Annotated in this window: 22 protein-coding genes; 16 read left to right on the forward strand and 6 right to left on the reverse strand. The window is 67.7% G+C overall.

Annotation, left to right across the window (positions count from 1 at the left end; translation table 11 throughout):
- Positions 1-57 precede the first annotated feature (57 nt).
- From EV652_RS38095 to EV652_RS38135, 9 genes are all read left to right on the forward strand, one after another.
- Positions 58-1,656, forward strand: coding sequence for a DHA2 family efflux MFS transporter permease subunit (locus EV652_RS38095; RefSeq protein WP_132214752.1), 1,599 nt, complete (start codon positions 58-60; stop codon positions 1,654-1,656).
- Between the two features lie 425 nt (positions 1,657-2,081).
- On the forward strand, positions 2,082-3,056 hold the full coding sequence (locus EV652_RS38100) for an ABC transporter substrate-binding protein (protein ID WP_132214754.1): 975 nt from the start codon (positions 2,082-2,084) through the stop codon (positions 3,054-3,056).
- A gap of 4 nt (positions 3,057-3,060) precedes the next feature.
- Positions 3,061-4,107 carry a FecCD family ABC transporter permease gene (locus EV652_RS38105; protein ID WP_132214756.1) on the forward strand — a complete coding sequence of 349 codons (1,047 nt, stop codon included), beginning with the start codon at positions 3,061-3,063 and terminating at the stop codon, positions 4,105-4,107.
- Complete coding sequence (locus tag EV652_RS38110; RefSeq protein ID WP_132214758.1) at positions 4,104-5,147, forward strand: FecCD family ABC transporter permease; 1,044 nt, start codon at positions 4,104-4,106, stop codon at positions 5,145-5,147. The genes EV652_RS38105 and EV652_RS38110 overlap by 4 nt, the downstream gene beginning before the upstream one ends.
- Positions 5,144-5,965, forward strand: coding sequence for an ABC transporter ATP-binding protein (locus EV652_RS38115; protein WP_132214760.1), 822 nt, complete (start codon positions 5,144-5,146; stop codon positions 5,963-5,965). The genes EV652_RS38110 and EV652_RS38115 overlap by 4 nt, the downstream gene beginning before the upstream one ends.
- Positions 5,962-6,804 (forward strand): carbon-nitrogen hydrolase family protein, encoded by an 843-nt coding sequence (locus tag EV652_RS38120; protein ID WP_132214762.1) that lies wholly within the window; start codon positions 5,962-5,964, stop codon positions 6,802-6,804. Before EV652_RS38115 ends, EV652_RS38120 begins: the two co-directional genes overlap by 4 nt.
- A complete protein-coding gene (locus EV652_RS38125; protein ID WP_158441466.1) occupies positions 6,797-8,413 on the forward strand; it encodes an amidohydrolase in 1,617 nt (538 codons plus the stop codon). Before EV652_RS38120 ends, EV652_RS38125 begins: the two co-directional genes overlap by 8 nt.
- Positions 8,410-9,363: an acetamidase/formamidase family protein gene (locus EV652_RS38130; RefSeq protein WP_132214766.1), complete on the forward strand. Its 954-nt coding sequence runs from the start codon at positions 8,410-8,412 to the stop codon at positions 9,361-9,363. The genes EV652_RS38125 and EV652_RS38130 overlap by 4 nt, the downstream gene beginning before the upstream one ends.
- A gap of 55 nt (positions 9,364-9,418) precedes the next feature.
- Positions 9,419-10,114 carry a GntR family transcriptional regulator gene (locus EV652_RS38135; RefSeq protein ID WP_132214768.1) on the forward strand — a complete coding sequence of 232 codons (696 nt, stop codon included), beginning with the start codon at positions 9,419-9,421 and terminating at the stop codon, positions 10,112-10,114.
- A 104-nt stretch (positions 10,115-10,218) separates the two neighbouring features.
- Here EV652_RS38135 and EV652_RS46475 read toward each other — a convergent pair whose 3' ends face one another.
- Together EV652_RS46475 and EV652_RS38145 are read right to left on the reverse strand one after the other, a co-directional pair.
- The gene (locus EV652_RS46475) at positions 10,219-10,986 is read right to left on the reverse strand and encodes a class F sortase (RefSeq protein ID WP_132214770.1); all 768 of its coding nucleotides are present in this window, start codon (positions 10,984-10,986) and stop codon (positions 10,219-10,221) included.
- 14 nt (positions 10,987-11,000) lie between these two features.
- A complete protein-coding gene (locus EV652_RS38145) occupies positions 11,001-11,759 on the reverse strand; it encodes a hypothetical protein (RefSeq protein ID WP_132214772.1) in 759 nt (252 codons plus the stop codon).
- Between the two features lie 257 nt (positions 11,760-12,016).
- Here EV652_RS38145 and EV652_RS38150 point away from each other — a divergent pair, with 257 nt between their 5' ends.
- From EV652_RS38150 to EV652_RS44890, 7 genes are all read left to right on the forward strand, one after another.
- A complete protein-coding gene (locus tag EV652_RS38150) occupies positions 12,017-12,502 on the forward strand; it encodes a DUF4440 domain-containing protein (RefSeq protein WP_132214774.1) in 486 nt (161 codons plus the stop codon).
- Positions 12,503-12,685: 183 nt separating this feature from the next.
- Positions 12,686-13,102, forward strand: coding sequence for a DoxX family protein (locus tag EV652_RS38155; RefSeq protein WP_132214776.1), 417 nt, complete (start codon positions 12,686-12,688; stop codon positions 13,100-13,102).
- A gap of 28 nt (positions 13,103-13,130) precedes the next feature.
- Entirely contained in the window at positions 13,131-13,562 is a 432-nt protein-coding gene (locus EV652_RS38160; protein ID WP_132214778.1) for a hypothetical protein, read from the forward strand.
- A 5-nt stretch (positions 13,563-13,567) separates the two neighbouring features.
- Complete coding sequence (locus EV652_RS38165; RefSeq protein ID WP_242002265.1) at positions 13,568-13,948, forward strand: YciI family protein; 381 nt, start codon at positions 13,568-13,570, stop codon at positions 13,946-13,948.
- Positions 13,945-15,198: an RNA polymerase sigma factor gene (locus tag EV652_RS38170; protein WP_242002258.1), complete on the forward strand. Its 1,254-nt coding sequence runs from the start codon at positions 13,945-13,947 to the stop codon at positions 15,196-15,198. The genes EV652_RS38165 and EV652_RS38170 overlap by 4 nt, the downstream gene beginning before the upstream one ends.
- A 286-nt stretch (positions 15,199-15,484) precedes the next feature.
- Positions 15,485-15,703 (forward strand): GNAT family N-acetyltransferase, encoded by a 219-nt coding sequence (locus EV652_RS46280; protein WP_369410064.1) that lies wholly within the window; start codon positions 15,485-15,487, stop codon positions 15,701-15,703.
- A 5-nt stretch (positions 15,704-15,708) separates the two neighbouring features.
- On the forward strand, positions 15,709-16,098 hold the full coding sequence (locus tag EV652_RS44890; protein WP_199238634.1) for a sterol carrier protein domain-containing protein: 390 nt from the start codon (positions 15,709-15,711) through the stop codon (positions 16,096-16,098).
- A gap of 46 nt (positions 16,099-16,144) precedes the next feature.
- On the opposite strand, the gene EV652_RS38180 is transcribed toward EV652_RS44890, so the two are convergent.
- The 4 genes from EV652_RS38180 to EV652_RS38200 all read right to left on the reverse strand — a co-directional run bounded on the left by EV652_RS38180 (position 16,145) and on the right by EV652_RS38200 (position 19,962).
- The gene (locus EV652_RS38180) at positions 16,145-17,083 is read right to left on the reverse strand and encodes a GNAT family N-acetyltransferase (RefSeq protein ID WP_199238635.1); all 939 of its coding nucleotides are present in this window, start codon (positions 17,081-17,083) and stop codon (positions 16,145-16,147) included.
- Between the two features lie 75 nt (positions 17,084-17,158).
- Positions 17,159-17,869: an alpha/beta hydrolase gene (locus tag EV652_RS38190; RefSeq protein ID WP_242002259.1), complete on the reverse strand. Its 711-nt coding sequence runs from the start codon at positions 17,867-17,869 to the stop codon at positions 17,159-17,161.
- 170 nt (positions 17,870-18,039) lie between these two features.
- On the reverse strand, positions 18,040-18,957 hold the full coding sequence (locus tag EV652_RS38195) for an aminoglycoside phosphotransferase family protein (protein ID WP_132214782.1): 918 nt from the start codon (positions 18,955-18,957) through the stop codon (positions 18,040-18,042).
- Positions 18,958-18,990: 33 nt separating this feature from the next.
- Positions 18,991-19,962, reverse strand: coding sequence for an NAD(P)-dependent alcohol dehydrogenase (locus EV652_RS38200; RefSeq protein WP_158441468.1), 972 nt, complete (start codon positions 19,960-19,962; stop codon positions 18,991-18,993).
- Positions 19,963-20,050 lie beyond the last annotated feature (88 nt).

The following is a 20,050-nucleotide window of genomic DNA, read 5'->3' on the forward strand; positions in this document are numbered from 1 at the left end:
CCGCGGAGGATGGGCGCGTAGTCTCGGGAAGGTCGTGATTCGTGCCAGGGGGACACAATGAGCCAGCCAGCGACCCATTCCGAACACCCCGATCACATCGATGCCGCCGTACTGAAGATCGCCGGTGTCGTCGTATTGGGCGCGATCATGTCGATCCTCGACATCACCGTGGTCAACGTCGCCTTGCCGACCTTCCAGGACGAGTTCGGCTCGCCCGACAACCCTGTCACCTACTCCCATGTCGCCTGGACGGTCACTGCGTACACGCTCGCGCTCGCGACCGTGATTCCGCTGACCGGATGGGCGGCTGACCGGTTCGGCACCAAGCGGCTCTACATGACCGCGATCTTCCTCTTCACCGCCGGGTCCGCTCTCTGTGCCACCGCGTCGAGCATCGACATGCTCATCGCCTTCCGCGTCCTGCAGGGACTGGGTGGCGGCATGCTGATGCCACTCGGCATGACGATCATGACCCGGGCCGCGGGGCCACACCGGATGGGACGGCTGATGGCCATCCTCGGGGTGCCCATGCTGCTCGGCCCGATCCTGGGACCGATCCTGGGCGGCTGGCTGATCCAGGTGGCGAGCTGGCACTGGATCTTCCTCATCAACGTACCGCTTGGCGCGTTCGCCCTGATCTACGCCTGGTTCGCGCTGGCCAAAGACAGCCCAGAGCGCTCGGAGTCGCTCGACGTCGTCGGAGTGTTGCTGATGTCCCCCGGTCTCGCCTTGTTCCTCTTCGGCGTGTCCTCCCTGCCCGCCGAGAACGGTGACTTCACTGCCCCACGGGTATGGGTCTCGATGCTGGCCGGGGTGCTGCTGATGGCCGCGTTCGTCTGGCACTCCTTCCGGCCGGAGCACCCCTTGCTCGACCTCCGGCTGTTCCGCAACCGCAACCTCACCGTCTCGATCATCACGATGTTCCTGTTCGCCGCGGCGTTCTTCGGCGGGCTGCTGCTGGTGCCCACCTATTTCCAGCAGGTCCGCGGCGAGTCCACGCTGCAGGCGGGTCTCCTGGTGGCGCCGCAGGGACTCGGCGCCATGGTGACCATGCCGATCGCCGGGAGGCTCGTGGACAAGGTGCCGGTGGGCCGGATCGTGCCCGTCGGGCTCATCCTGATCGTCATTGGCATGTTCGGCCTGACCCAGCTCACGGCGACGACGCCGTACCCCCAGATCATCGCCATGCTGGTCGTGATGGGCTTCGGGATGGGCGCCACGATGATGCCGTTGTTCACCTCGGCGCTGAAGACGCTCTCCCGCCCTCAGGTCGCGCGCGGCTCCACCCTGCTGAACATCACCCAGCAGATCGCCTCCTCCTGCGGCGTCGCGACGATGTCGGTCATCCTCACCAATCAGCTCAACGACTCGCCGATCATCCCCGGTACGCAGAACGTCCCCGGGCTGGGCGAAGGCCTCCGCGAGACCCAAGCGGCCATCCTGTCCAACACTCAGCCGGCGAGCCTCGCCCCGCTCCATATCGACCCCGCCGCGATCGCGAGCGGGCTGGTCGACGCCGCCGCGGCGTTCGCACACACCTTCTGGGTCGCCTGGGTGCTGGTAGCCCTCACCTTGATACCGGCCCTCATGCTCCCCCGCAAACGCGAGAAGACACCCCTCGTCGACAAGGGCGCCCCGCCCGCGGTAGTCGACTGACCGCGGCAGTCGGATCGGCCCACGACTCGTCCGACTGACCGCGGGGTTGCATCGCCGGTCCACGTCACGGCCTCACGTCGCGAGACCCTCGACACCGGAGGAGCGTTACCGGTCGGGATCGCTGTGCCTGCAGTGCTGGGGATCGCGAGCCTGATCGGCCGGAAGAGGACCGTACGCCGAGGCTCGGGGAGTAGCTCTGAGCGAGAACCGGGTCGTCGCCATGCCGGACAGATTATCCGGCTCTCACGGACTCACACGGCTCTTCAATCCCTCCCGCGTATGTAGCACCTGTTTCAGAGGAAAATCTGCTCGAGCCATTGACAGCGGTTTTCGACGGTCCTAGCTTCGAGCGATATACAGCATTCGCATATCACAGGTCTCTCGCGATCCACTCCCCTGACTGGCCCTGTCCCTAAGGAGCACCTATGAATGCCGGACTCCCCCACCGTTCCTGGCGCCGCAGCCTGATGGTCGCCGTCGCCGCTCTCTGCGCGACCGCACTCGCTGCCTGCGGCGGCGGCTCCAGCGCCGGCACCGACAGTGCGGCCGGCGGCGGCGAAGCAGTCACCATCCAGGCCGCCACCGGAGCAGTCGAGCTGCCCAAGCCCGCCGTTCGCGTCGCCGTGATGCAGTGGCAGTTCCTCGAGAACCTGCTCGCGCTGGGAGTCCAGCCGGTGATGATCGCCGACGAGCAGCAACCGGGCAGCGGCAACCCGATGCCGCCGCAGTTCGAGGGCAAACTCGGCAAGTACACGTCGCTCGGCAGCCGGATCTCGCCGAACCTCGAGGTGCTGTCGGCCGAGCCGATCGACCTCATCGTCGCCGACAAGTCCGAGCATTTGAAGGACTACGAGCAGTTCTCCCAGATCGCACCGACGCTGATCCTCGATACCTCGAGCTGGACCGACTTCTACACGAATCTGCAGAAACTCGGTCAGGCAGTCGGAAAGGCCGACAAGGCGGCCGAGGTCGAGAAGAGCCTCAAACACTCCATCGCCGCGGGGAAGACCAAGCTCAGTGCCGCGGCTGCCAAGCGGGTGCTGATCGGCGTGCCGACACCTGACAAGTTCTTCGCGTTCACAGCCAACTCACTGCAAGCCGGAGTACTCGCCGAGCTCGGGCTGACCTATTCCTACAAGGAGGTCGCCGGCAAACTCAGCGATCAGGCCCCGCTCGAGTCGCTGGCGCAGACCAAAGCGGACGTCATGTTCCTGACGGTGGATCCGGGCTCGCCGGTCGTCACCGACACCTGGAAGGGCAACTCCCTGTGGGATTCGATCCCAGCAGTTCAGGCCAACCAGGTCCACACCGTCGACCGCGGCATTTGGTCAGTGGGCCGCGGCGCACTCTCGGTGCCGATGATGGTTCAGCAGACGGTCGACGCCTTCGCCAAGGGCTGACCCGATGCAAACGACAGCCGAGGCACCGGTTCGTGACGGAGCCGATCGGGTGCGGCCACTCGGGATCCCCATCGGCACCGGCGTACTCGTCCTGCTGGTCATGTCCGCGCTCAGTCTGATGGTCGGCGCCACCAGTACCGCATCACCCGGCGAGGTGGTCCGTGCCCTCACCGGCCATGCCGACCCACAGCTCACCGCCGCCGTGCAGAGTCTCCGGCTGCCGCGGACGGTGCTGGCGCTGCTGATCGGTGCCGGGCTTGCGGTCGCCGGCGCACTGATCCAGGGCGTCACCCGCAACCCGATCGTCGAGCCGTCGATCATCGGCGTCAACTCCGGCGCAGCACTGGCGGTGGCCTTGGTGACGTACACAGCAGGCGCCGCCAGCCTCCGGCTCGGAGGCATCAACCTGATGCCGTTTGTCGCCTTCGCCGGAGCCTCCGCCGCCGCCGCGCTGGTGTTCGTGATCGTGGCCGGTGTCGACATGACACCCGGACGGGTGGCATTGGCCGGGGTCACCGTGGCGCTGCTCGCGAACGCGCTGGTGATGAGCGTCGTGGTGCTCAACGACAACGCGGTGCAGTTCCTGCTCCGCTATCTGGTCGGCGGCGTCGACGGCGCCAGCTGGACCAGCGTTCGAACCCTGCTGCCCTACAGCGTGATCGGGCTCGGATGCGCCTTCCTGCTGGCGAAATCGGTGACCGTGCTGTCTCTCGGCGACGATGTGGCCCGCGGCCTCGGTCTCCCGGTCGAACGCGTCCGGCTGCAGTCTCTGGCACTGGTCGTGGTGCTCGCCGGCGTGGCCGTCGCGGTCGCCGGACCGATCGCGATGGTCGGACTGCTGGTTCCGCACATGGCCCGCTGGTCTGTTGGCACGTCGTACCTTCGGGTCTTCGGCTTCAGCATCGTGTACGGCGGTGTCCTGCTGGTCGGAGCGGATGTCGTCAGCCGGGTCGTCGTCCCCACGACGGAGATCCCGGTCGGCGTGCTGACCGCAGTACTCGGCACGCCGTACTTCATCTACCTGGCCCGGCGCGGAAGGGGTGTCGTATGACCGTCCTGACCGAAGTGTTGCCGTCAGCCACAATCATTCGTCGGGTCGCGTACCGCCGCCGGCTGGTGGTCGTCGGCCTGCTGGCTCTGGTGGTCGTCGCGTCGGTGGTCAGCATCGGCATCGGCGCCGTACAGATCGACCTCAGCCGGATCCTCCGCGCGCTGACCGGGACGGGCACGCTCGCGGACCACCGTATCGTGGTCGGATTCCGGCTGCCGCGCATCCTGGTGGGCCTGTGTGTCGGGGCAGGGCTCGCGGTGTCTGGCGTGATCCTGCAAGCCGTGACCCGCAACCCGCTGGCCTCCCCTGCCGTGGTCGGCGTGAACGGCGGCGCGGGCCTGGCCGCGCTGCTCGTGCTGAGCTTCTCCAGCAGCGCAGCAGCGATCTGGCAGGTGCCGGCCGCTGCGTTCGCCGGCGCCGCGCTCGCCGGCGGATTGACCTACCTGTTGTCCCGGCGGGACGGCATCGTGAATCCAGGTCGGCTGGCGCTGATCGGTGTCGCGTTCGGTGGCTTCTCGCTGGCGCTGATCCAGTTGATCATCGTCACCACCTCGTTCACCGGCGACGTCCAGGCCGCGCTGCGCTGGTTGATCGGCAGCCTGTGGGGCCGTACCTGGCTCCACGTCGAGCAGGTGGCGCCGTGGACCCTGGTACTGATCCCGTTGGCCTGGTTCCTGGCCGACCAGCTCAACATCCTCGGGCTCGGCGACGACGTGCCGCGGGCGCTGGGCTCTCGGTTGGAGGCGCTCAAGCTCGGACTGCTCGCGATCGCCGTCGCGCTGGCCGGATCCGCGGTCGCCGTCGGCGGCACGATCGCGTTCGTCGGCCTGCTCGCACCGCACCTCTGCCGTCGGCTGGTCGGGCCCGGCCACCGCCTCCTGATCCCTGCCTCGGCCTGCATCGGGGCGTTGCTGGTCGTCGTCGCCGACGCACTCGGCCGCGCGATCCTGCCGCCGGCGGAGATCCCCGTCGGCCTGTTCACTGCGGTGCTCGGGGCGCCGTACTTCCTGCTTCAGCTCCGGAAGGGGATGCACGCATGACCGACCATCCGACCGCTCGGCTTCGTACCGAGAACCTGCGGCTCAGCTATGGCCCGCTGGTGGTCATCCCCGACCTGAGCCTCGAGATCGAGGAGGGCGCGGTCACCAGCCTCGTCGGCCGGAACGGCTGCGGGAAGAGCACGCTGCTGCGCTGCATCGGCCGGCTGCTCGACCAACGGTCCGGCCGGGTGCTGCTGGACGGCAAGGAGATCGCCACCATCGCATCCCGGACCCTGGCGCAACAGCTGGCGATCCTGCCGCAGGGCCCGATCGCACCGGACGGAATGACGGTGATGGACCTGGTCGAACACGGCCGCTACCCGCACCGGCAGTTCCTTGGCATCAAGTCCGACGAGGACCGTCGAACGGTGGCCTGGGCACTCGCCCAGACCGGGATGTCCGACCTCGCCCACCGGCCGCTCGAACGGCTGTCCGGCGGACAGCGGCAACGCGCCTGGATCGCCATGGCGCTCGCCCAGGACACCCGCATCATCCTGCTCGACGAGCCGACGACATTCCTCGACGTCGCATACCAGTTGGAGCTGATGCAGTTGCTCCGGAAGCTCAACCACGAGCACGGTACGACGATTCTGATGGTGCTGCACGATCTCAACCAGGCGGCGGCGTACTCGGACCGGATGGTCGCAGTGCGCGACGGCAACGTCTACGCCAACGGCCGGCCGGACGAGGTGCTGACCCAGACGATGGTGCGGGACGTGTTCGGCATCGAGTCCGACGTGATCCCCGACCCGCGCACCGGCAGTCCGCTCTGCATCCCATACGCACTCGCCCCGAAACCGGCGGTGGTCACGTCATGACCACGACCAGGGTGAGTGTCGTCCAGCTCGGGTCCGGCTCCGACCGGGAGTCGAACCTGGACGCGATCGAGAAGAGCCTGCGCACCGCCGCCGAGAACGGCAGCACTCTCACGCTGTTGCCCGAGGCAAGCATCTACCGGGGCCCATATCTTCCCGAGTACGTCGAAGCCGAGGACGGACCCGCGATCACCCGAGTGGCCGGGCTGGCTCGCGAACTGGAGATGGACGTCGTACTCGGCGGCGTCTGGACCGAGTCCGGCGACCCCGAACACGCCCACAACAGCTGCCTCGTGTTCGACCGCCGAGGCCGGATCGCGGCGCGCTACAAGAAGGTGCATCTGTTCCGGCTGGACCGCCCTGGCGAACCCGCCGACGACGAGGCAGCGTTCACCGCGCCTGGTGACGAGACCGTGGTTGTCGGCGGCAAGAACCTCACCATCGGTCTGAGCATCTGCTACGACCTGCGCTTCGCTGCGTTGTACCGAGGTCTCGCGCAGGCCGGGGCGACAGTGCTGAGCGTGCCGGCGAACTTCTCCGCCTACACCGGCCCAGCGCACTGGGAGGTGTTGCTGCGTGCCCGCGCGATCGAGAACCTCTGTTATGTCCTCGCTCCGGCACAGATCGGCACCGACGACACCGGGTTCTCGGCATACGGCCACAGCCTCATCGTCGACTCGTGGGGCACCGTCATCGCCGGCGCGGACGACTCCCCCGCGGTACTCACGGTCGACCTCGACCTCGAGCTCGTCCGGGCCGGCCGGGACCAGCTCGGATCACTCGCCCACGACCGTCCGGATGTCTACACCCGACCGCCCAGGATCGAGGATCTTCATGGTTGACACGTTGTTGCACCAGGCAAGGATCCCGGCCGGTCCATGGGCACCGGACGCCGACGGCGAGCCGGTCTGGGTCGCGGTGGACGGCGGCCGGATCACCGCGATCGGGCGCCCCGGCGAACCCGCACCGGCTGCGGACCAGGTACTCGACCTGGACGGCTCGATTCTGCTGCCCGGTTTCGTCGACAGCCACACCCATCTGGGCTGGAGTGCTGAAGACCGCTGGACGGTGAACTGGTCCGACACGACCGGTCACGACGAGGCACTGGACAGTCTGCGGACAGTGGCGAGCAGGATCACGCCAGGCGACTGGGTGACCGGCGGCGACTGGCTGCCGACAGCTCTGCCGGACGGTGAACTGCCAACCCTCGACGAACTCGACCGCGTCACCGGCAACCGACCGATGTTCCTGCGCAGCCTGGACCACAGCACCGCGCTACTGAACAGCCTCGCCTTGGAACGATCCCGGATCACCTCGGACACCGCAGACCCGGCGGGCGGCCGGATCGAGCGGTACGACGATGGCCGGCCGACCGGTGTGCTCCGGGGCACCGCCGTGTGGAGCAGGCTCGCGGCGGGCGTCGTACCACCGCCGAACCAGGCCCGAAAGCTCGCGGAGTTGCGCGACCTGCTCGCCGACTTGTCCCGGCGCGGCATCACCGAGGTGCACGACATCGCCACCTACCCGGTCGAGCATCGGCGCACTCCGATCCACCTCGAGCGCTCGTTCACCGACGTCCGCCTGATCGAGCGCCTGGCCACCGGGCTGCCGGTCCGGTACAGCTTCCGGCCGTCGATCTGGCGGGTCGACGACTTCACCGTCGTCGAGCCGATCTCGCCACTGATCGAGTTCGCCGGCTTCAAGATGTCACTCGACAACGGCTGGTACTCGCAGCCTGGAGGATCCCGGATCGACTCGTTCCGCTATCCAGGCGCCGACGAGGCAGGCCGGCTCGGGAAGCGGGCGGACGCCCTCGGCGCGGCACTGTCCATCCACGCGATGGGTGATCTCGGAGTTGCCGAGGCAGTCGACATCCTGGCTGGGATGCCGCCACGTGCCGGCACTTCGCTGCCGCCGCATCGGGTCATCCACGCGCGAAGGATTCGGCCACAGGACCTCGCCCGGCTCGCCGAACTGGGGGTCGCGGTCGAGGTGCAACCGTGGGAGATCGTTGCCCAAGGCCCTGTTCTGACCGCGCGCGGGGACGAGGAGTTCGGCCGCGGGATCAGCCCCTACCGCAGTCTGCTGGACGCCGGCGCCGTCGTGACGTTCGGCTCCGACCGGCGCCTCGGGCTCCGGGTCGACCAGCGTGACACGGATCCACTGGTCGCGATCCAGCTCGCGGTGACCAGGACCGGTGCCGACGGACGGACCTTCCAGCCGGAGCAACGGATCTCGCTGACCGAAGCGGCGAGTTGTGCGACAACCGCCGGCGCGGAGGCCGCGGGCGCGGGTAGCCGACGGGGTCGGATCATGCCTGGGTATGACGCCGATCTGGTGGCTCTGGGCAACGATCCGTGGAGTCTGCCACCGGATCAGATCGCGACGGCTCGGCCGATCCTGACGATGACTGCCGGACAGATCGTCTTCGACCAGGTCGGTGCGCGATGACACCGATACGGATCGCTCGCAGTTCGCACGCCTTCGCCTTCGACCCCGGTACGACGCCGGTCGCCCGGGTGGCTCCAGGAACCTCGCTGGTGATGGAGACCTATGACTGCTTCTCCAACAAGGTCTCCTCGAATGCGCAGGTCTTCGGCCACGAGCAGGACCTGCTGGACCTGATCGGGCACTACAACCCGGTGACCGGGCCGATCTACGTCGAAGGCGCGGAGCCGGGCGACCGGCTCGCCGTACGCATTGACCGGATCGAGCTCGGCACCGAGGCGCCGTACGCCGCCACTCTTGTCACCGGCGACTCCAAGGGGGTGTGCGGCGGGCACTGGAACCCCTTGGACGACGGCCTGCCGGACACGCGCATCTGCTCACTCGGAGACGGCACCGTGACGTTCCCGACGGCGGCCGGAGACCTGGTACTGCCGGTACGCCCGATGGTCGGCTCGATCGCTACCGCACCGGCTGTAGGAGCTGCCAGCTCGCTCGAGTTCGGCCCGGGCCACGGCGGCAATGTGGACTGCCCGAGCATCACGGTGGGGTCGACTGTTCTGCTGCCTGTGAATGTGCCTGGCGCGCTGCTGTCGCTCGGTGACGTCCACGCCGCGATGGGCGACGCCGAGGTCACCGGTACGGCGTTGGAGACCAGTGCCGACGTGTTCATCACCGTCGACGTGCAGAAGGCGACCGACGAGCCGGTGACACCGCGGCTGGACACAGCCACCACGATCGGCTCGATCGGCTGCGAGTTCGGCGCACCCCTGGAGACCAACCTGCGGCACGCCTTCACGGATCTGATCGAACGACTGCACATCAGCCACCGGTTGACCCGGGTCGAGGCTTACGGACTGCTCGGAGCGGCCGCCCGCGTGCAGGTGAACCAATGCGTCTCCGGCGGGTGGACCGCTACCCACGTATGCATCGCCAGGGCTTTTCTGCCGAAATGATTCCAACCATCTATATGCTGCATATCGACAGACATCGAGGGAGGGTGGGGCCGAGATGCCGTTGCCAGGTGGCGACAAGTTGCCGATCAGGGTCAACGCCCAAGACATCGCCTACGACCGGATCAGAGACTGGATCGTCAATGGGCCGCTCGAGCCGGGCGAGAACATCCGCGACGTGGACGTGGCCTCGATGCTCGGCGTCAGCCGGACGCCGGTCCGCGAGGCGCTGATCCGGCTGTCGCAGGAAGGCCTGGTCGACATCGCCCGTGGCCGCAGCACCCGCGTCGCCGACCTGCAGTTCGGTCGCGCCGTCCACCTCTACGACCTTGGCGGCGTACTGGACGCATATGCGGCGGAGACAGCCACCGGAGTACTGGATGACGACGCCCTAGCGAGCATGCGCACGATGCTCGACGAGATGGCCGAGGCAGATGTCGCCCGGGTACAGCACCTGGACGAGCAGTTCCACGACGTGTACTACCACGCCGCGGGGAACCCGGTGCTGCTCAGCTATCTCGAGCAGGTGAAGGTGGAGCTACGCCGGATCGAGCGGGCCGCGTTCCGCGACGAACAGATCCGCAAGGAGGCGTTCGAGGAGCACACGCGGATCCTGACCGCTCTCGAAGCCCGCGATCCCCAGGGCGCCCGCGACGCAGCACTGAAGAACTGGCGAAACTCCTGGGCGAGGATCAAGGCCTGGATCGAGCCCCAGACCGGCACAGTCCATCCCGACCATGACCGCATTGCTTGACGTCTTGCTGACAGCTGGTTCGGATGGCGACGTCAGGCGTCGCGGAAGCACGAGGCGACTGCGGCGGTGGCGGCGGCAGCGGCGTGTTGGTGAGGTGTTCGTGGTCAGCGGACCCGTTTGGCGATGACGACGGCGTTGCTGAGGTAGACCTTGCCGTTCCAGTCCTCGCAGGTGACGAGCACGAGCCGGCCGGGGATGGCCTGGTCGAAGAGCTCCGCGGCGTGCCTTGCGAGCGAACGTTTGGGGTAGTTCGTCACCGATGTCGCGACGTAGCTGATCCGGCCGGTGCTGGTGATGACGGTCACGATCGCGCCGGGCCGAAGTTTGTCGAGATTGTCGAAGGCGCCACCGCCGGTGTGCACGGTGTGCGCGGTCAGAACGGCCGAACCGATCCTGGCACCGGGCCGGGCGCCGGCCGACCACCAGCCCACGACGCGCGGGTTCGACGGCGGCGTGAGAGAGCCACCTCTGGCGGCTATCGGAATCACCCGCGCCGACACTGCGATCTGCGGGAGCAGGATTCGCCTCGGACCACCCTGGCCGGCATTCCCGGATTGGGCAGCCGTAGAGCTCGTGGTCGGTTTGACCGGCCTGCTCGTCGGTGGCGTCTGGGACCTTGTCGTCGGCGGCGTCTGAGGCCTTGCCGTGGGCGGACGCGCGGCCGGTGGCCGGGACACCGAGGTCTGTGGACGTGGGGACGGCTGGTTCGTCGGCGCGTTCGTCTCGGACGGTAGTGCAGCCTCATCGCCGGCCGACCGTCCGAACACCACCCACCCGCCCAGCAACGCGAGCACGACGCCAGCCACCACGACCAACTGGACTCGAAGTGATGAGGCCAGCCGGTCGCGGCGTGTACGCCGGTTTCTATCCATGCGGGACGTTCCTGTCAGGACTGGTGCAGTCCGCGGCGACGCCGTACCAGGAGCGAGGCCAGGCCAATCATAAGGCCGACGGCCGCCATCAGGCTGGCGCCGACGATCGTCCGGCCGTGGTTGGAGTCATCCTGCGCGACAGGGCCAGGAAGACCAGCTTCTACCGCGGTTGGCACATCCACCGGCGTCGACGGCACGGCGGTCGTCGCGGACGACGGTCCGGTCGTCGGCGACGTGGTCGGCGTCTCCGATGGCGGTGCGGTTGGCGTTCCCGTAGGCGTTGCGGTTGGTGTGCCGGTCGGCGGCGTGACGTCGCACTGCACACGCACCCGGGTACGGGCAACGATGTCCCCGTCGGGGTTCTGGGCCTGGAACTGGTACGTGTTGTCGGGCAGTCCGCCGAATTCGACGGACTCGGCCCCGCGAGCGGCCAACGTCACAACGTAGTCGTAGTAGATATCGCCCCCGTGTATCCCGACCATGTACTGCTGGACCGTCGCGTTGGGGTTGCTCAGCTTGGTCACGACGACGGCGCCTTCGTCCTGGCACGTGAACCGTGCCTTGCTGAACACCGGCGGCCGGTCCGTGGTGGTGTGGCTCTTGAGGTCTGCGCTTGCGGTGACAGGCTGTGCCGGGGCGTTCTGGGCTGACGCAGACGTACTCCCTAAGAGGAGGACACCTGTCACCAGCGTTGTTGCGGTCAACAGACCGCGGACGAACGAATGGCGCTTCATCGCGAGACCGGAGACCGGTACGGCGGCGAGTTCGAGCACATGACGCGGATCGGTAGGCGGAAATTGGCAGAACGGATTGTGTGAAAAGACTTCACGGTGCCCCCCCTTGGACACCTATTTGATGCTCAAAGCGGCCTCGAAGTTGCCGATCCGACCGGTGACTCCATGAACTCGATCAGCCGACGCGAGTACCCGATCCCGGCGTACGACGAGGTTCAGCATCCGACCGGTACCAGTCCAGCTCAGGGCATGGCGACAGGATACGTTCACACAACACTCGTTATGAATGGAGACCGATGACCGCCGCCGACCGGCCTGAGTCCATCCAGCGCATCAAGGCCGAGCTCGACCAGCTGATGCATACCTTCCTCGGTGCGTTCGACAACACCGGCGGCCGCCGGCCGAACGTCGAGGTCGTCCGTGAAGTGTTCATTCCGCGAGGAATGATCATCAGCCAGGCCGGGGCCGAGCCGGTGATCTACGATCTCGACGAGTTCGTCGTACCCCGGGAGAAGATCCTCACCGACGGCACGCTGACGGAGTTCTCCGAATGGGAGGTCGCCGAACGAACCGAGATCTTCGGCACGATCGCGCACCGGTCCAGCGAGTACCGCAAGTCCGGTTTCCTCGACGGCGAGTGGTTCGAGGGCTCCGGCCGCAAGATCACCCAGTTCGTCCAGACGCCTGCCGGCTGGAGGATGAGTTCGCTGGCGTGGGAGGACGCGCAAGATCTCCCCGACCCACGTCCGCCAAGCGGTCCGGGAGCGGGCCAGCAGGCCTGAGTGGCGCCCTCGGCGTACGACGACTCCTCGAGCGGCCTCAGCCTGGTCTGACGCTCGCCCGGAGTCGCCAAGGCCGTCGATGGTCGTCTCGAGAAATCTTTTGGGAATTTCCGCCCGGCTGTCGAGAACAGCTGGGCGGCTCCGATGACGGGGTGAATCACACCTCGAGAATCGGAGCGAATCATGACCCACATCGACATCCGGCCGACCGACCGTCCCGCGACCGGCAAGCGTTCGGCGCGAGCCCGGAGGGTGGCCGTACTGGTCATCCAGGTGGCCTTGGCGGCGCAGTTCATCGCCGGTGGAGCAAGCAAGCTGCTCGGTAGCGAGCAGATTGTGACGATGTTCGACGACATCGGCGCCGGGCACTGGCTCCGGCTGCTGGTCGGCATCCTGGAGATCGCGGGTGGAGTCGGCCTGCTGGTTCCACGGCTGACCGGCCTGGCCGCGACCGGCCTCATCGCCCTGATGGCCGGTGCAGTCGTCACCAACATCTTCGTGCTCGGCATCGCGCCCGTCATGCCGTTGGTCTTCGGAATCCTGGCCGGCGTCGTCGCCGCCAGCCGCCGGGTCCAGCTCGTCGCCCTCGTCCGTCGCTAGCAGCCACTCACACCTGAGGAGAAACGTCATGCCCGAAAACAACCCCGCCACCGACCAGTCACCGGCCGAGGCACTACAGACCCTCGCGCCACTCATCGGCCACTGGACCGTCAGCGGCCCCAGCAGCAGCGGAACCGTCAGCTACGAGTGGTACGACGGCGGCAACTTCATCGTCCAGCGGGTCGACCTCGGCGAGGAGGGCCGAGGCATCGAGTACATCGGCCTGGACGCCGACAGCGGTACACTCCGATCCCACTTCTTCGGCACCAACGGCAAGATCCTGGAGTACACCTACGAACTGGCCGGCAGCACGCTGACGATCTGGTTCGGCGGCCCGGAGTCGCCGGCCAAGTTCGTGGGCGAGTTCAACGCCGACTACACAGTCAACACCGGCGCCTGGCAATGGCCGGGCGGCGGCTACGAGTCGACCATGACGCGCAGGGACGGTGACGACCAGTGAAGTACATGATCATGACCTTCGGAGACGAGTCGGCCTGGGACACGCTCGGACTCGGCGGGCGCGAGGCCACCTGGTCCCAGGAGCAGGTAGACGCCCACTACCAGGCGATGGGCGAGTTCTACGGCGAGCTGGCCGCCAACGGCGAGATGGTCACCGGCTTCGGGCTGGCCGATCCCTCCCACACGATGACGATCGAGATCGTCGACGGTCGCCCGGTCGCCTCCGACGGCCCGTACGCCGAGGCGAAGGAAGTGCTGGCCGGTTTCGGGATCATCGACGTCGATTCGCACGACCGGGCGGTCGAACTGGCAGCGCGGTTCTCCGCCCTGGTCCAGACCCGGGTCGAGCTGCGGCCGGTGATGGACCAGGGCGGCCAGGAGATGTGAGCGTGGAACCGGACCCGTCCGTCCGTATCGAGGACCTGCTGCGCGAGCACGCGCCGCGGGTCCTCGCCGCGGTCACCCGCCGGTTCGGCCGGTTCGACGTCGCCGAGGACGCAGTCCAGGAAGCTTTGCTCGCCGCGGCGACCGGGTGGAAGGCCGACGGGATCCCACCGAACCCGCCGGCGTGGCTCACGACTGTCGCCGTACGCCGGATGACCGATCTGTTGCGGAGCGAGCAAGCCAGACGGCGGCGGGAGCACCTGGACGCCACCAGGCAACTGCCCGAAGATCTCCTCGGCCCGCCCGCCGACAGCGGTGGCACGGCCGACCAGGACGACACCTTGGTGATCATGTTCCTGTGCTGTCACCCTGATGTGCAGCCGGCCAGCCAGCTGACGCTGACCCTGCGCGCGGTTGGGGGTCTGACGACTGCCGAGATCGCCGGCGCCCTGCTACTTCCCGAGGCCACAGTCGCCCAGCGGATCAGCCGTGCCAAGCAACGGATCCAGCAGTCCGGAGCCAGATTCCGTCTCCCCGAGGGACCGGAACGCCGGAACCGTCTCGACGTGGTGATGCAGGTGCTCTACCTGATCTTCAACGAGGGGTACGCCGCTTCCTCGGGCGCGGCACTGCAACGCGTCGAGCTCGCCTCCGAGGCGATCCGGCTGACCCGACTGCTCTGGGCGAAGCAGGCGTCCGGGCCTGAGGTCGGCGGCCTCCTGGCCCTGATGCTGCTCACCCATGCTCGCCGGAAGGCGCGAACCGGTCCGAACGGCGACCTGATCCCACTCGCCGAGCAGGACCGAACGCTGTGGGACCGGGCGATGATTGCCGACGGCATCGAACTGCTCGAGGAGGTCCTGCCCCGACACAATCCCGGACCGTACCAACTGCAGGGCGCCATCGCCGCCGTCCATGCCGAGGCCGACCGCTTCGCCGACACCGACTGGCGGCAGATCGTTGCCCTGTACGACGTCCTGGTCCGGATCTCCGCCGATCCGATGGTCCGGCTGAACTCGGCGGTCGCCGTGGCGATGTTGCGTGGACCGTCCGCCGGTCTCCAACTCGTCGACGAGCTGGCCGCGGACCCGAAGATCGCAGACCACCACCGGTTGGCCGCCGTACGCGCACATCTGCTCGAGCAGTCGGGTGACGTCGGGGCGGCCCGGCAGGCTTATGCCGAGGCAGCGAAACGAACCACGAGCGCCCCGGAGCAGCGCTACCTCCGCAACCGCGCCGCCCGACTGCCCTAGATAGTTGCGGTGACTTTCCTGTAGATGTTGGCCGGTGCAGATCGAGATCCGAGAGCCGTCGCGCGCCGAGATGACCGATTACTACCGGGCGCTTCCGTTCGCCAACGGGTTGCCCAGCTGGGAGCCGGCTCCGGCGGCATGGCACGGCGGTCCTGAGCCGTGGCCGCCTCCACGGACGCCCGCGACGGTCGAGCAGATGGAGAAGTGGGCTGACGCCGACCTGGCCGATGCCACCTTCCACCCGGTTGCCGCACTTGTCGACACCAAGGTCGTGGGCGCCTCTGCCATGCTGTCGTTCGAGGTCACGGTCCCAGGCGATCGTTCACTCCCGATGGGAGGTGTTACTGGGACGGGGGTCATCGCAACCCACCGACGACGGGGGCTGCTACGCCGCGTTCGAGGCCACGAGCCCGGCCGCCTACCGTGCCATGTGGGCGCTGCTCCTCGACTTCGATCTCACTCAGACCATCATCGCCCCCGGTCGCCCGCGAGAGCGAACCGTTGAGGTGGATGCTCGCCAACCCTCGTGCCCTTCGGATCACCCGGCAGTCCGACAATCTGTGGGCGCGGATCCTCGACGTCCAGAAGGCCCTTGAAGGTCGCGCCTACGAAGTGCCCGGCGAGATCACTTTCACCATCGAGGACGACCGCATGTGTCCCGCCAACGTCGGCACCTGGCGCCTGGCTGCTGACGGCCCTGCCGCACAACTGTCACGGATCACCGGACCGGCGGACCTCGTCATCGATATTCCGGCACTCAGTTCGCTGTACCTCGGCGGAATGTCAGCCCGCGACCTCGCCCAGGCCGGACATCTCAAGCCTCTCACCGGAGATGCAGTCGGGAAGCTCGCACGGATGTTCCGCACCGATCCTGAGCCTCACAACTCGTTCGGTTTCTGAGCCGGGTCATGGACGAACGGGGCTGGACGAACGGGGCGCAGGAGGCTCAGAAGTCGATGCGCATGACGGCGCGGCGGTTGCCGGGCCGGCTCACCTCGGCGAACCCGGCGTCGGCGAACATGGCGAGAGTGCCGACGGACCCGCCGTCCACGAAGTCCGGGTAGCCCTCCACGGCGCGCGCGCCGCGTTCACGGGCGAACCCGACGGCGGCACGGGCGAGTGCGCGGCTGACCCCTCGGCGCCGGTAGCCGGCGCGGGTGACGAAGCAGGTCACGGCCCAGACGGTGGTGTCGGCCTTGTCCTGGTTGCGGCCCAGCCAGGGGACGCGGTAGTCGCGGAGCAGCCTCGGGTGATCCGCCCGCGGCGCGACGGCGCACCAGCCGACTGGCTCGCCATCGAGGTACGCGACCACGCCGCTCGTGGCCCGTGCCTTTCGGTCTCCGCAGGCGGTCTGGTCGCGGAGCCGCGCGGCGAGCTCTTCGGGACCTTCAGACGCCCAGGACTCCTTGGGTAGCATCCGGAACCGCTGGCACCAGCACCGTGCGGTGTCTCCGGTCGTGCCGAACACCGCCTGCAGGTCCTCCCAAGCCGCCTGGTTGGCCGGAACGATCGTCAACTGCTCGGCGGTGACCGGCTCCCGCGAGCCCGTCGGGCGGGGAACGGTCACCCGCTTGGCCGGACGTTTCTGCTGACGGGGCAGCGCGTCGAACGTGAGCCGAACGTCCACCGCGTCGCCTGCGTCCAGTCCTTGGGGCTTGCGCACGGCGTCCTTCAGCGGCAGCAGGTAGCCACCGTCCTTCGGCCACAGCGACGTCTTCCACTCGGTGCTGCCGATCCGAGCGCGGATCGGGAGCATCCCCCAGCCATAGCTGGCAGCCGAGGCCGCGGCCCGCAGCGCGACACCTTCCTGCTCCGGCACAGGGACGAAGTAGTACGGCGCCGGACCGCGCCACTCGATGACCTCGCCGCTGAACTCTTGATCCATGGCCAGATGCTAGGCCCCATTCCGGACATACCGCTTCCGGATTCACCGCCAGATGATCCGAAAGACCTGGTTGCTTCAGCGCCCGAACGCCCAGGCGACCATCAGCGGGAACTCGGCTTGCCAGAACGGGTCGCCGTGGTCTCCGACCCGCTCGGTCATCACGACGTCCGCATCGGCATCGCGCAATGCGTCCGCCCACCGGGCCGCGTTCTCGAGGAAGAACGGCTCCAGCGTGCCGGCGACGAGGTAGGTGCGCGGAAGTGGGCTTGGCATCACGGCAGGCGGGCGATAACCCCCGCCGGGCGAGGCGGAGAAGACCGCACCGTAGATGTCCGGATGCCGAAGCCCGATAGCGAGCGAGAGCTCGCCACTCGCCGACACGCCGCACACCGCGGTGCGTTCGGCCGGGAACGCGACGCTGAAGCGCGACTGCACCCAGCTGCGGACGTCGTCGACGAAGAAGCTCTCGTGGGCCGCGAACCGCTCCTCGTCGAACGACGGTGAGTACTCGCGGATGCGCACCATCTCATCCTCAGCGTCAGTCCGGTAGGTACCGACGATCATCGTGGGCGGTACGTCGGCCGCCTCGAGGTACCCGCCCCACTGCGAGATCAGCTGACCGTCACCGGCGAACACGACTGCCTCCGGCGGATCCGGCGGCACGTACACCGTGACTTGCCGGCCGCCGTCGTACTCGAACGTCTCGGTGACGAGCTCCCCCGCTATCGGATCAGCACGAGCTGGTTCCGGCGCCACTTTCCCACCACCGGCTGCTTGGTCATCCACTGGTTGCACCTCGATCTGAGTGATGAGGCGATCGACATGGCCGCAGCCACCGCACGCTGGGCCTCTGACGCCTGCATGGTTTCGCCTCGGTCCTCTCCTTTGAGAGCCGTCGAATCGCTCCAAGCGGTAGAACCTGGGCACCATACCAAGCGGTCGACAGCGACCTCAGGTCATTGCTCCGCGGCGAAGTCGGCGAGGATCTCAGCGATGAGAGGGTGCGCGTCGCGCACCGCGGCCGGATTGCGCGTCCGGTAGTAAGGGATCGCGATCATTCTCAGGGACAGGACCCAGCCGCGGGCGCGGGCCCAGGTTTCCTGGTCGATCTCCATCGCGTCACGGAAGGCCCGTCGTGAGTCACCCTCGAACAAGTACCACGCGGCCAACAGATCAGCTGCTGGGTCGGCGGCCCACGCAGTACCGAAGTCGATGACCGCAGAAAGCTTGCCGTCGGCCACCAGTACGTTGCCCGGCATGAGGTCGCCGTGGATCCACCTGGGCGGACCGTCCCAGGTGTCCGCTGCCAGCGACGCCTCCCACGCGGCAAGCACGAGTCCGGTATCGAACTCGTCGCGCAACTCGTCCAGCGCCTCGCGGAAGAGCGCGTCACGCGGCGCCAACGGCGTACCCCGACTGAACGGGTCGTCCGGCGGAACCGGAGCCCCGGTCGTGTCGACCGTCTGCAGGCAGTGAACGAACTCGGCGAGGTCGCGCGCCGCGGCGATCGGGTCGGCAAGCTGATCCTGCTGGAAAGGCTCACCCTCAAGCCACCGGTAGACGCCCCAGCTGAAGGGATAATCCTCGCCAGGCGTCCCGAGAGCCAGTGGCTCTGGTACGGCGAGCGGAAGCTGAGGCGACAGACGCGGCATCCAGGTCAGGTCCTTCTCCACCTGACCCTGCGTCCGCTCGGTGCGAGGCAGCCGGACAGCCAGGTCAGCACCGACCCGAAACGTCACGTTGTCCGTCCCCGACGAGGCGACGACCTGAACCGGAGCACCGGCCCATTGCGGGAACTGCTCGGTCAACAGCCGCGTCACCAACGACGCGTCAATGTCCACCTCGTCATCGTGCAGCTTGGCGACCTTAGACATGGCAACGGAGTTTCACACCCGCCCCGCCAACGGTCAAACGACTTCCACCCTGGTCGCCTCGCCTTCGGCGATGCGGATGACTCGTTTGCCCCGGCTGTGGCCGGATTCGATTGAACGGTGCGCCTCGGCGATGGAGTCCAGCGGGTACGTCTCTTCGACGACGCTGCGCAGGTCTCCATGGACTACTGCGGCGGCGAGTTCGTCGAGGTCGGCGCGCTTCGGTTTCATCATCGCCATGCGGACGCGCGGACCGGGCAGTACGGACGACAAGATCACGTAGCCCATGCCTTTCGAGGCCAGCGAAATCATCCGTCCGCCAGTGGCCAGCCGCCGGCGGTATTGGCCCAGCGAGGCGCCGTACAGGTCGATGATCGCGTCGAACTTCGGTGCATCGGCGAGGCTCTCCAACCGCTGATAGTCGTAGGTCACCTCGGCGCCGAGGTCGGCGCAGAACTCGGCGTTCCGGGCCGCCGCCACCGCGGAGACCCGGGCTCCCGCGACACGTGCCAGCTGGACCGCGACGCTGCCGATCCCACCGCTCGCGCCAACGACCAGGACTCGGCTTCCCGGCCGTACCCGGACCGCGCGAGTCGCTGTGATCGCTGTCAGGCCGACGGTCGGCAGTGCCGCGGCGGCGACCAGGTCGTACCCGGCAGGCGCTTGCGCTGTGAGGGATTCCTTGACCTGGACATACTCGGCGGCGGTGGCGCTGCCCAGGCCCAACTTCGTTCCCCAGACCCGCCGTCCAACCCTGGCCGGGTCGACTCCGGGGCCGACGGCAACCACCTCGCCGGAGAAGTCCTGCCCAGTGCCCTTGGGGAAGCGGAACCCGCTCATCGGCCGCATCCCACCGGCGCGGACCTGAGCCTCGACCGGGTTGACGCTGGTCGCGCTCACTCGTATCAGGACCTCACCGGACCGCGGCTCGGGCACCGGTACGCTCCGGACCTCCAGCACTTCCGGCGGCCCGTACCGCTCGTACCGCACTGCTCGCATCTCGGTCATCCACGTCCTCGTCTCTGTTGACAGCTCGAGAGTTAACGAGACACTGTGTCTCGATCGAGGCACTGCGTCTCCAGCTCCGAGTGTCGTC

The sequence above is a fragment of the Kribbella steppae genome (assembly GCF_004342025.1).
Classification (GTDB): Bacteria; Actinomycetota; Actinomycetes; order Propionibacteriales; family Kribbellaceae; genus Kribbella; species Kribbella steppae.

Coding starts and splice junctions, on each gene's coding strand:
- EV652_RS38160 (WP_132214778.1), top strand. CDS start 13,131: ATGCCCGAAAACAACCCCGCCACCGACCAGTCACCGGCCGAGGCACTA.
- EV652_RS38110 (WP_132214758.1), top strand. CDS start 4,104: ATGACCGTCCTGACCGAAGTGTTGCCGTCAGCCACAATCATTCGTCGG.
- EV652_RS38195 (WP_132214782.1), bottom strand. CDS start 18,957: ATGTCTAAGGTCGCCAAGCTGCACGATGACGAGGTGGACATTGACGCG.
- EV652_RS38155 (WP_132214776.1), top strand. CDS start 12,686: ATGACCCACATCGACATCCGGCCGACCGACCGTCCCGCGACCGGCAAG.
- EV652_RS46280 (WP_369410064.1), top strand. CDS start 15,485: ATGCTGTCGTTCGAGGTCACGGTCCCAGGCGATCGTTCACTCCCGATG.
- EV652_RS38165 (WP_242002265.1), top strand. CDS start 13,568: ATGATCATGACCTTCGGAGACGAGTCGGCCTGGGACACGCTCGGACTC.
- EV652_RS38130 (WP_132214766.1), top strand. CDS start 8,410: ATGACACCGATACGGATCGCTCGCAGTTCGCACGCCTTCGCCTTCGAC.
- EV652_RS38180 (WP_199238635.1), bottom strand. CDS start 17,083: ATGGATCAAGAGTTCAGCGGCGAGGTCATCGAGTGGCGCGGTCCGGCG.
- EV652_RS38120 (WP_132214762.1), top strand. CDS start 5,962: ATGACCACGACCAGGGTGAGTGTCGTCCAGCTCGGGTCCGGCTCCGAC.
- EV652_RS38100 (WP_132214754.1), top strand. CDS start 2,082: ATGAATGCCGGACTCCCCCACCGTTCCTGGCGCCGCAGCCTGATGGTC.
- EV652_RS38150 (WP_132214774.1), top strand. CDS start 12,017: ATGACCGCCGCCGACCGGCCTGAGTCCATCCAGCGCATCAAGGCCGAG.
- EV652_RS38095 (WP_132214752.1), top strand. CDS start 58: ATGAGCCAGCCAGCGACCCATTCCGAACACCCCGATCACATCGATGCC.
- EV652_RS38115 (WP_132214760.1), top strand. CDS start 5,144: ATGACCGACCATCCGACCGCTCGGCTTCGTACCGAGAACCTGCGGCTC.
- EV652_RS38125 (WP_158441466.1), top strand. CDS start 6,797: ATGGTTGACACGTTGTTGCACCAGGCAAGGATCCCGGCCGGTCCATGG.
- EV652_RS46475 (WP_132214770.1), bottom strand. CDS start 10,986: ATGGATAGAAACCGGCGTACACGCCGCGACCGGCTGGCCTCATCACTT.
- EV652_RS38200 (WP_158441468.1), bottom strand. CDS start 19,962: ATGACCGAGATGCGAGCAGTGCGGTACGAGCGGTACGGGCCGCCGGAA.
- EV652_RS38135 (WP_132214768.1), top strand. CDS start 9,419: ATGCCGTTGCCAGGTGGCGACAAGTTGCCGATCAGGGTCAACGCCCAA.
- EV652_RS38105 (WP_132214756.1), top strand. CDS start 3,061: ATGCAAACGACAGCCGAGGCACCGGTTCGTGACGGAGCCGATCGGGTG.
- EV652_RS44890 (WP_199238634.1), top strand. CDS start 15,709: ATGCTCGCCAACCCTCGTGCCCTTCGGATCACCCGGCAGTCCGACAAT.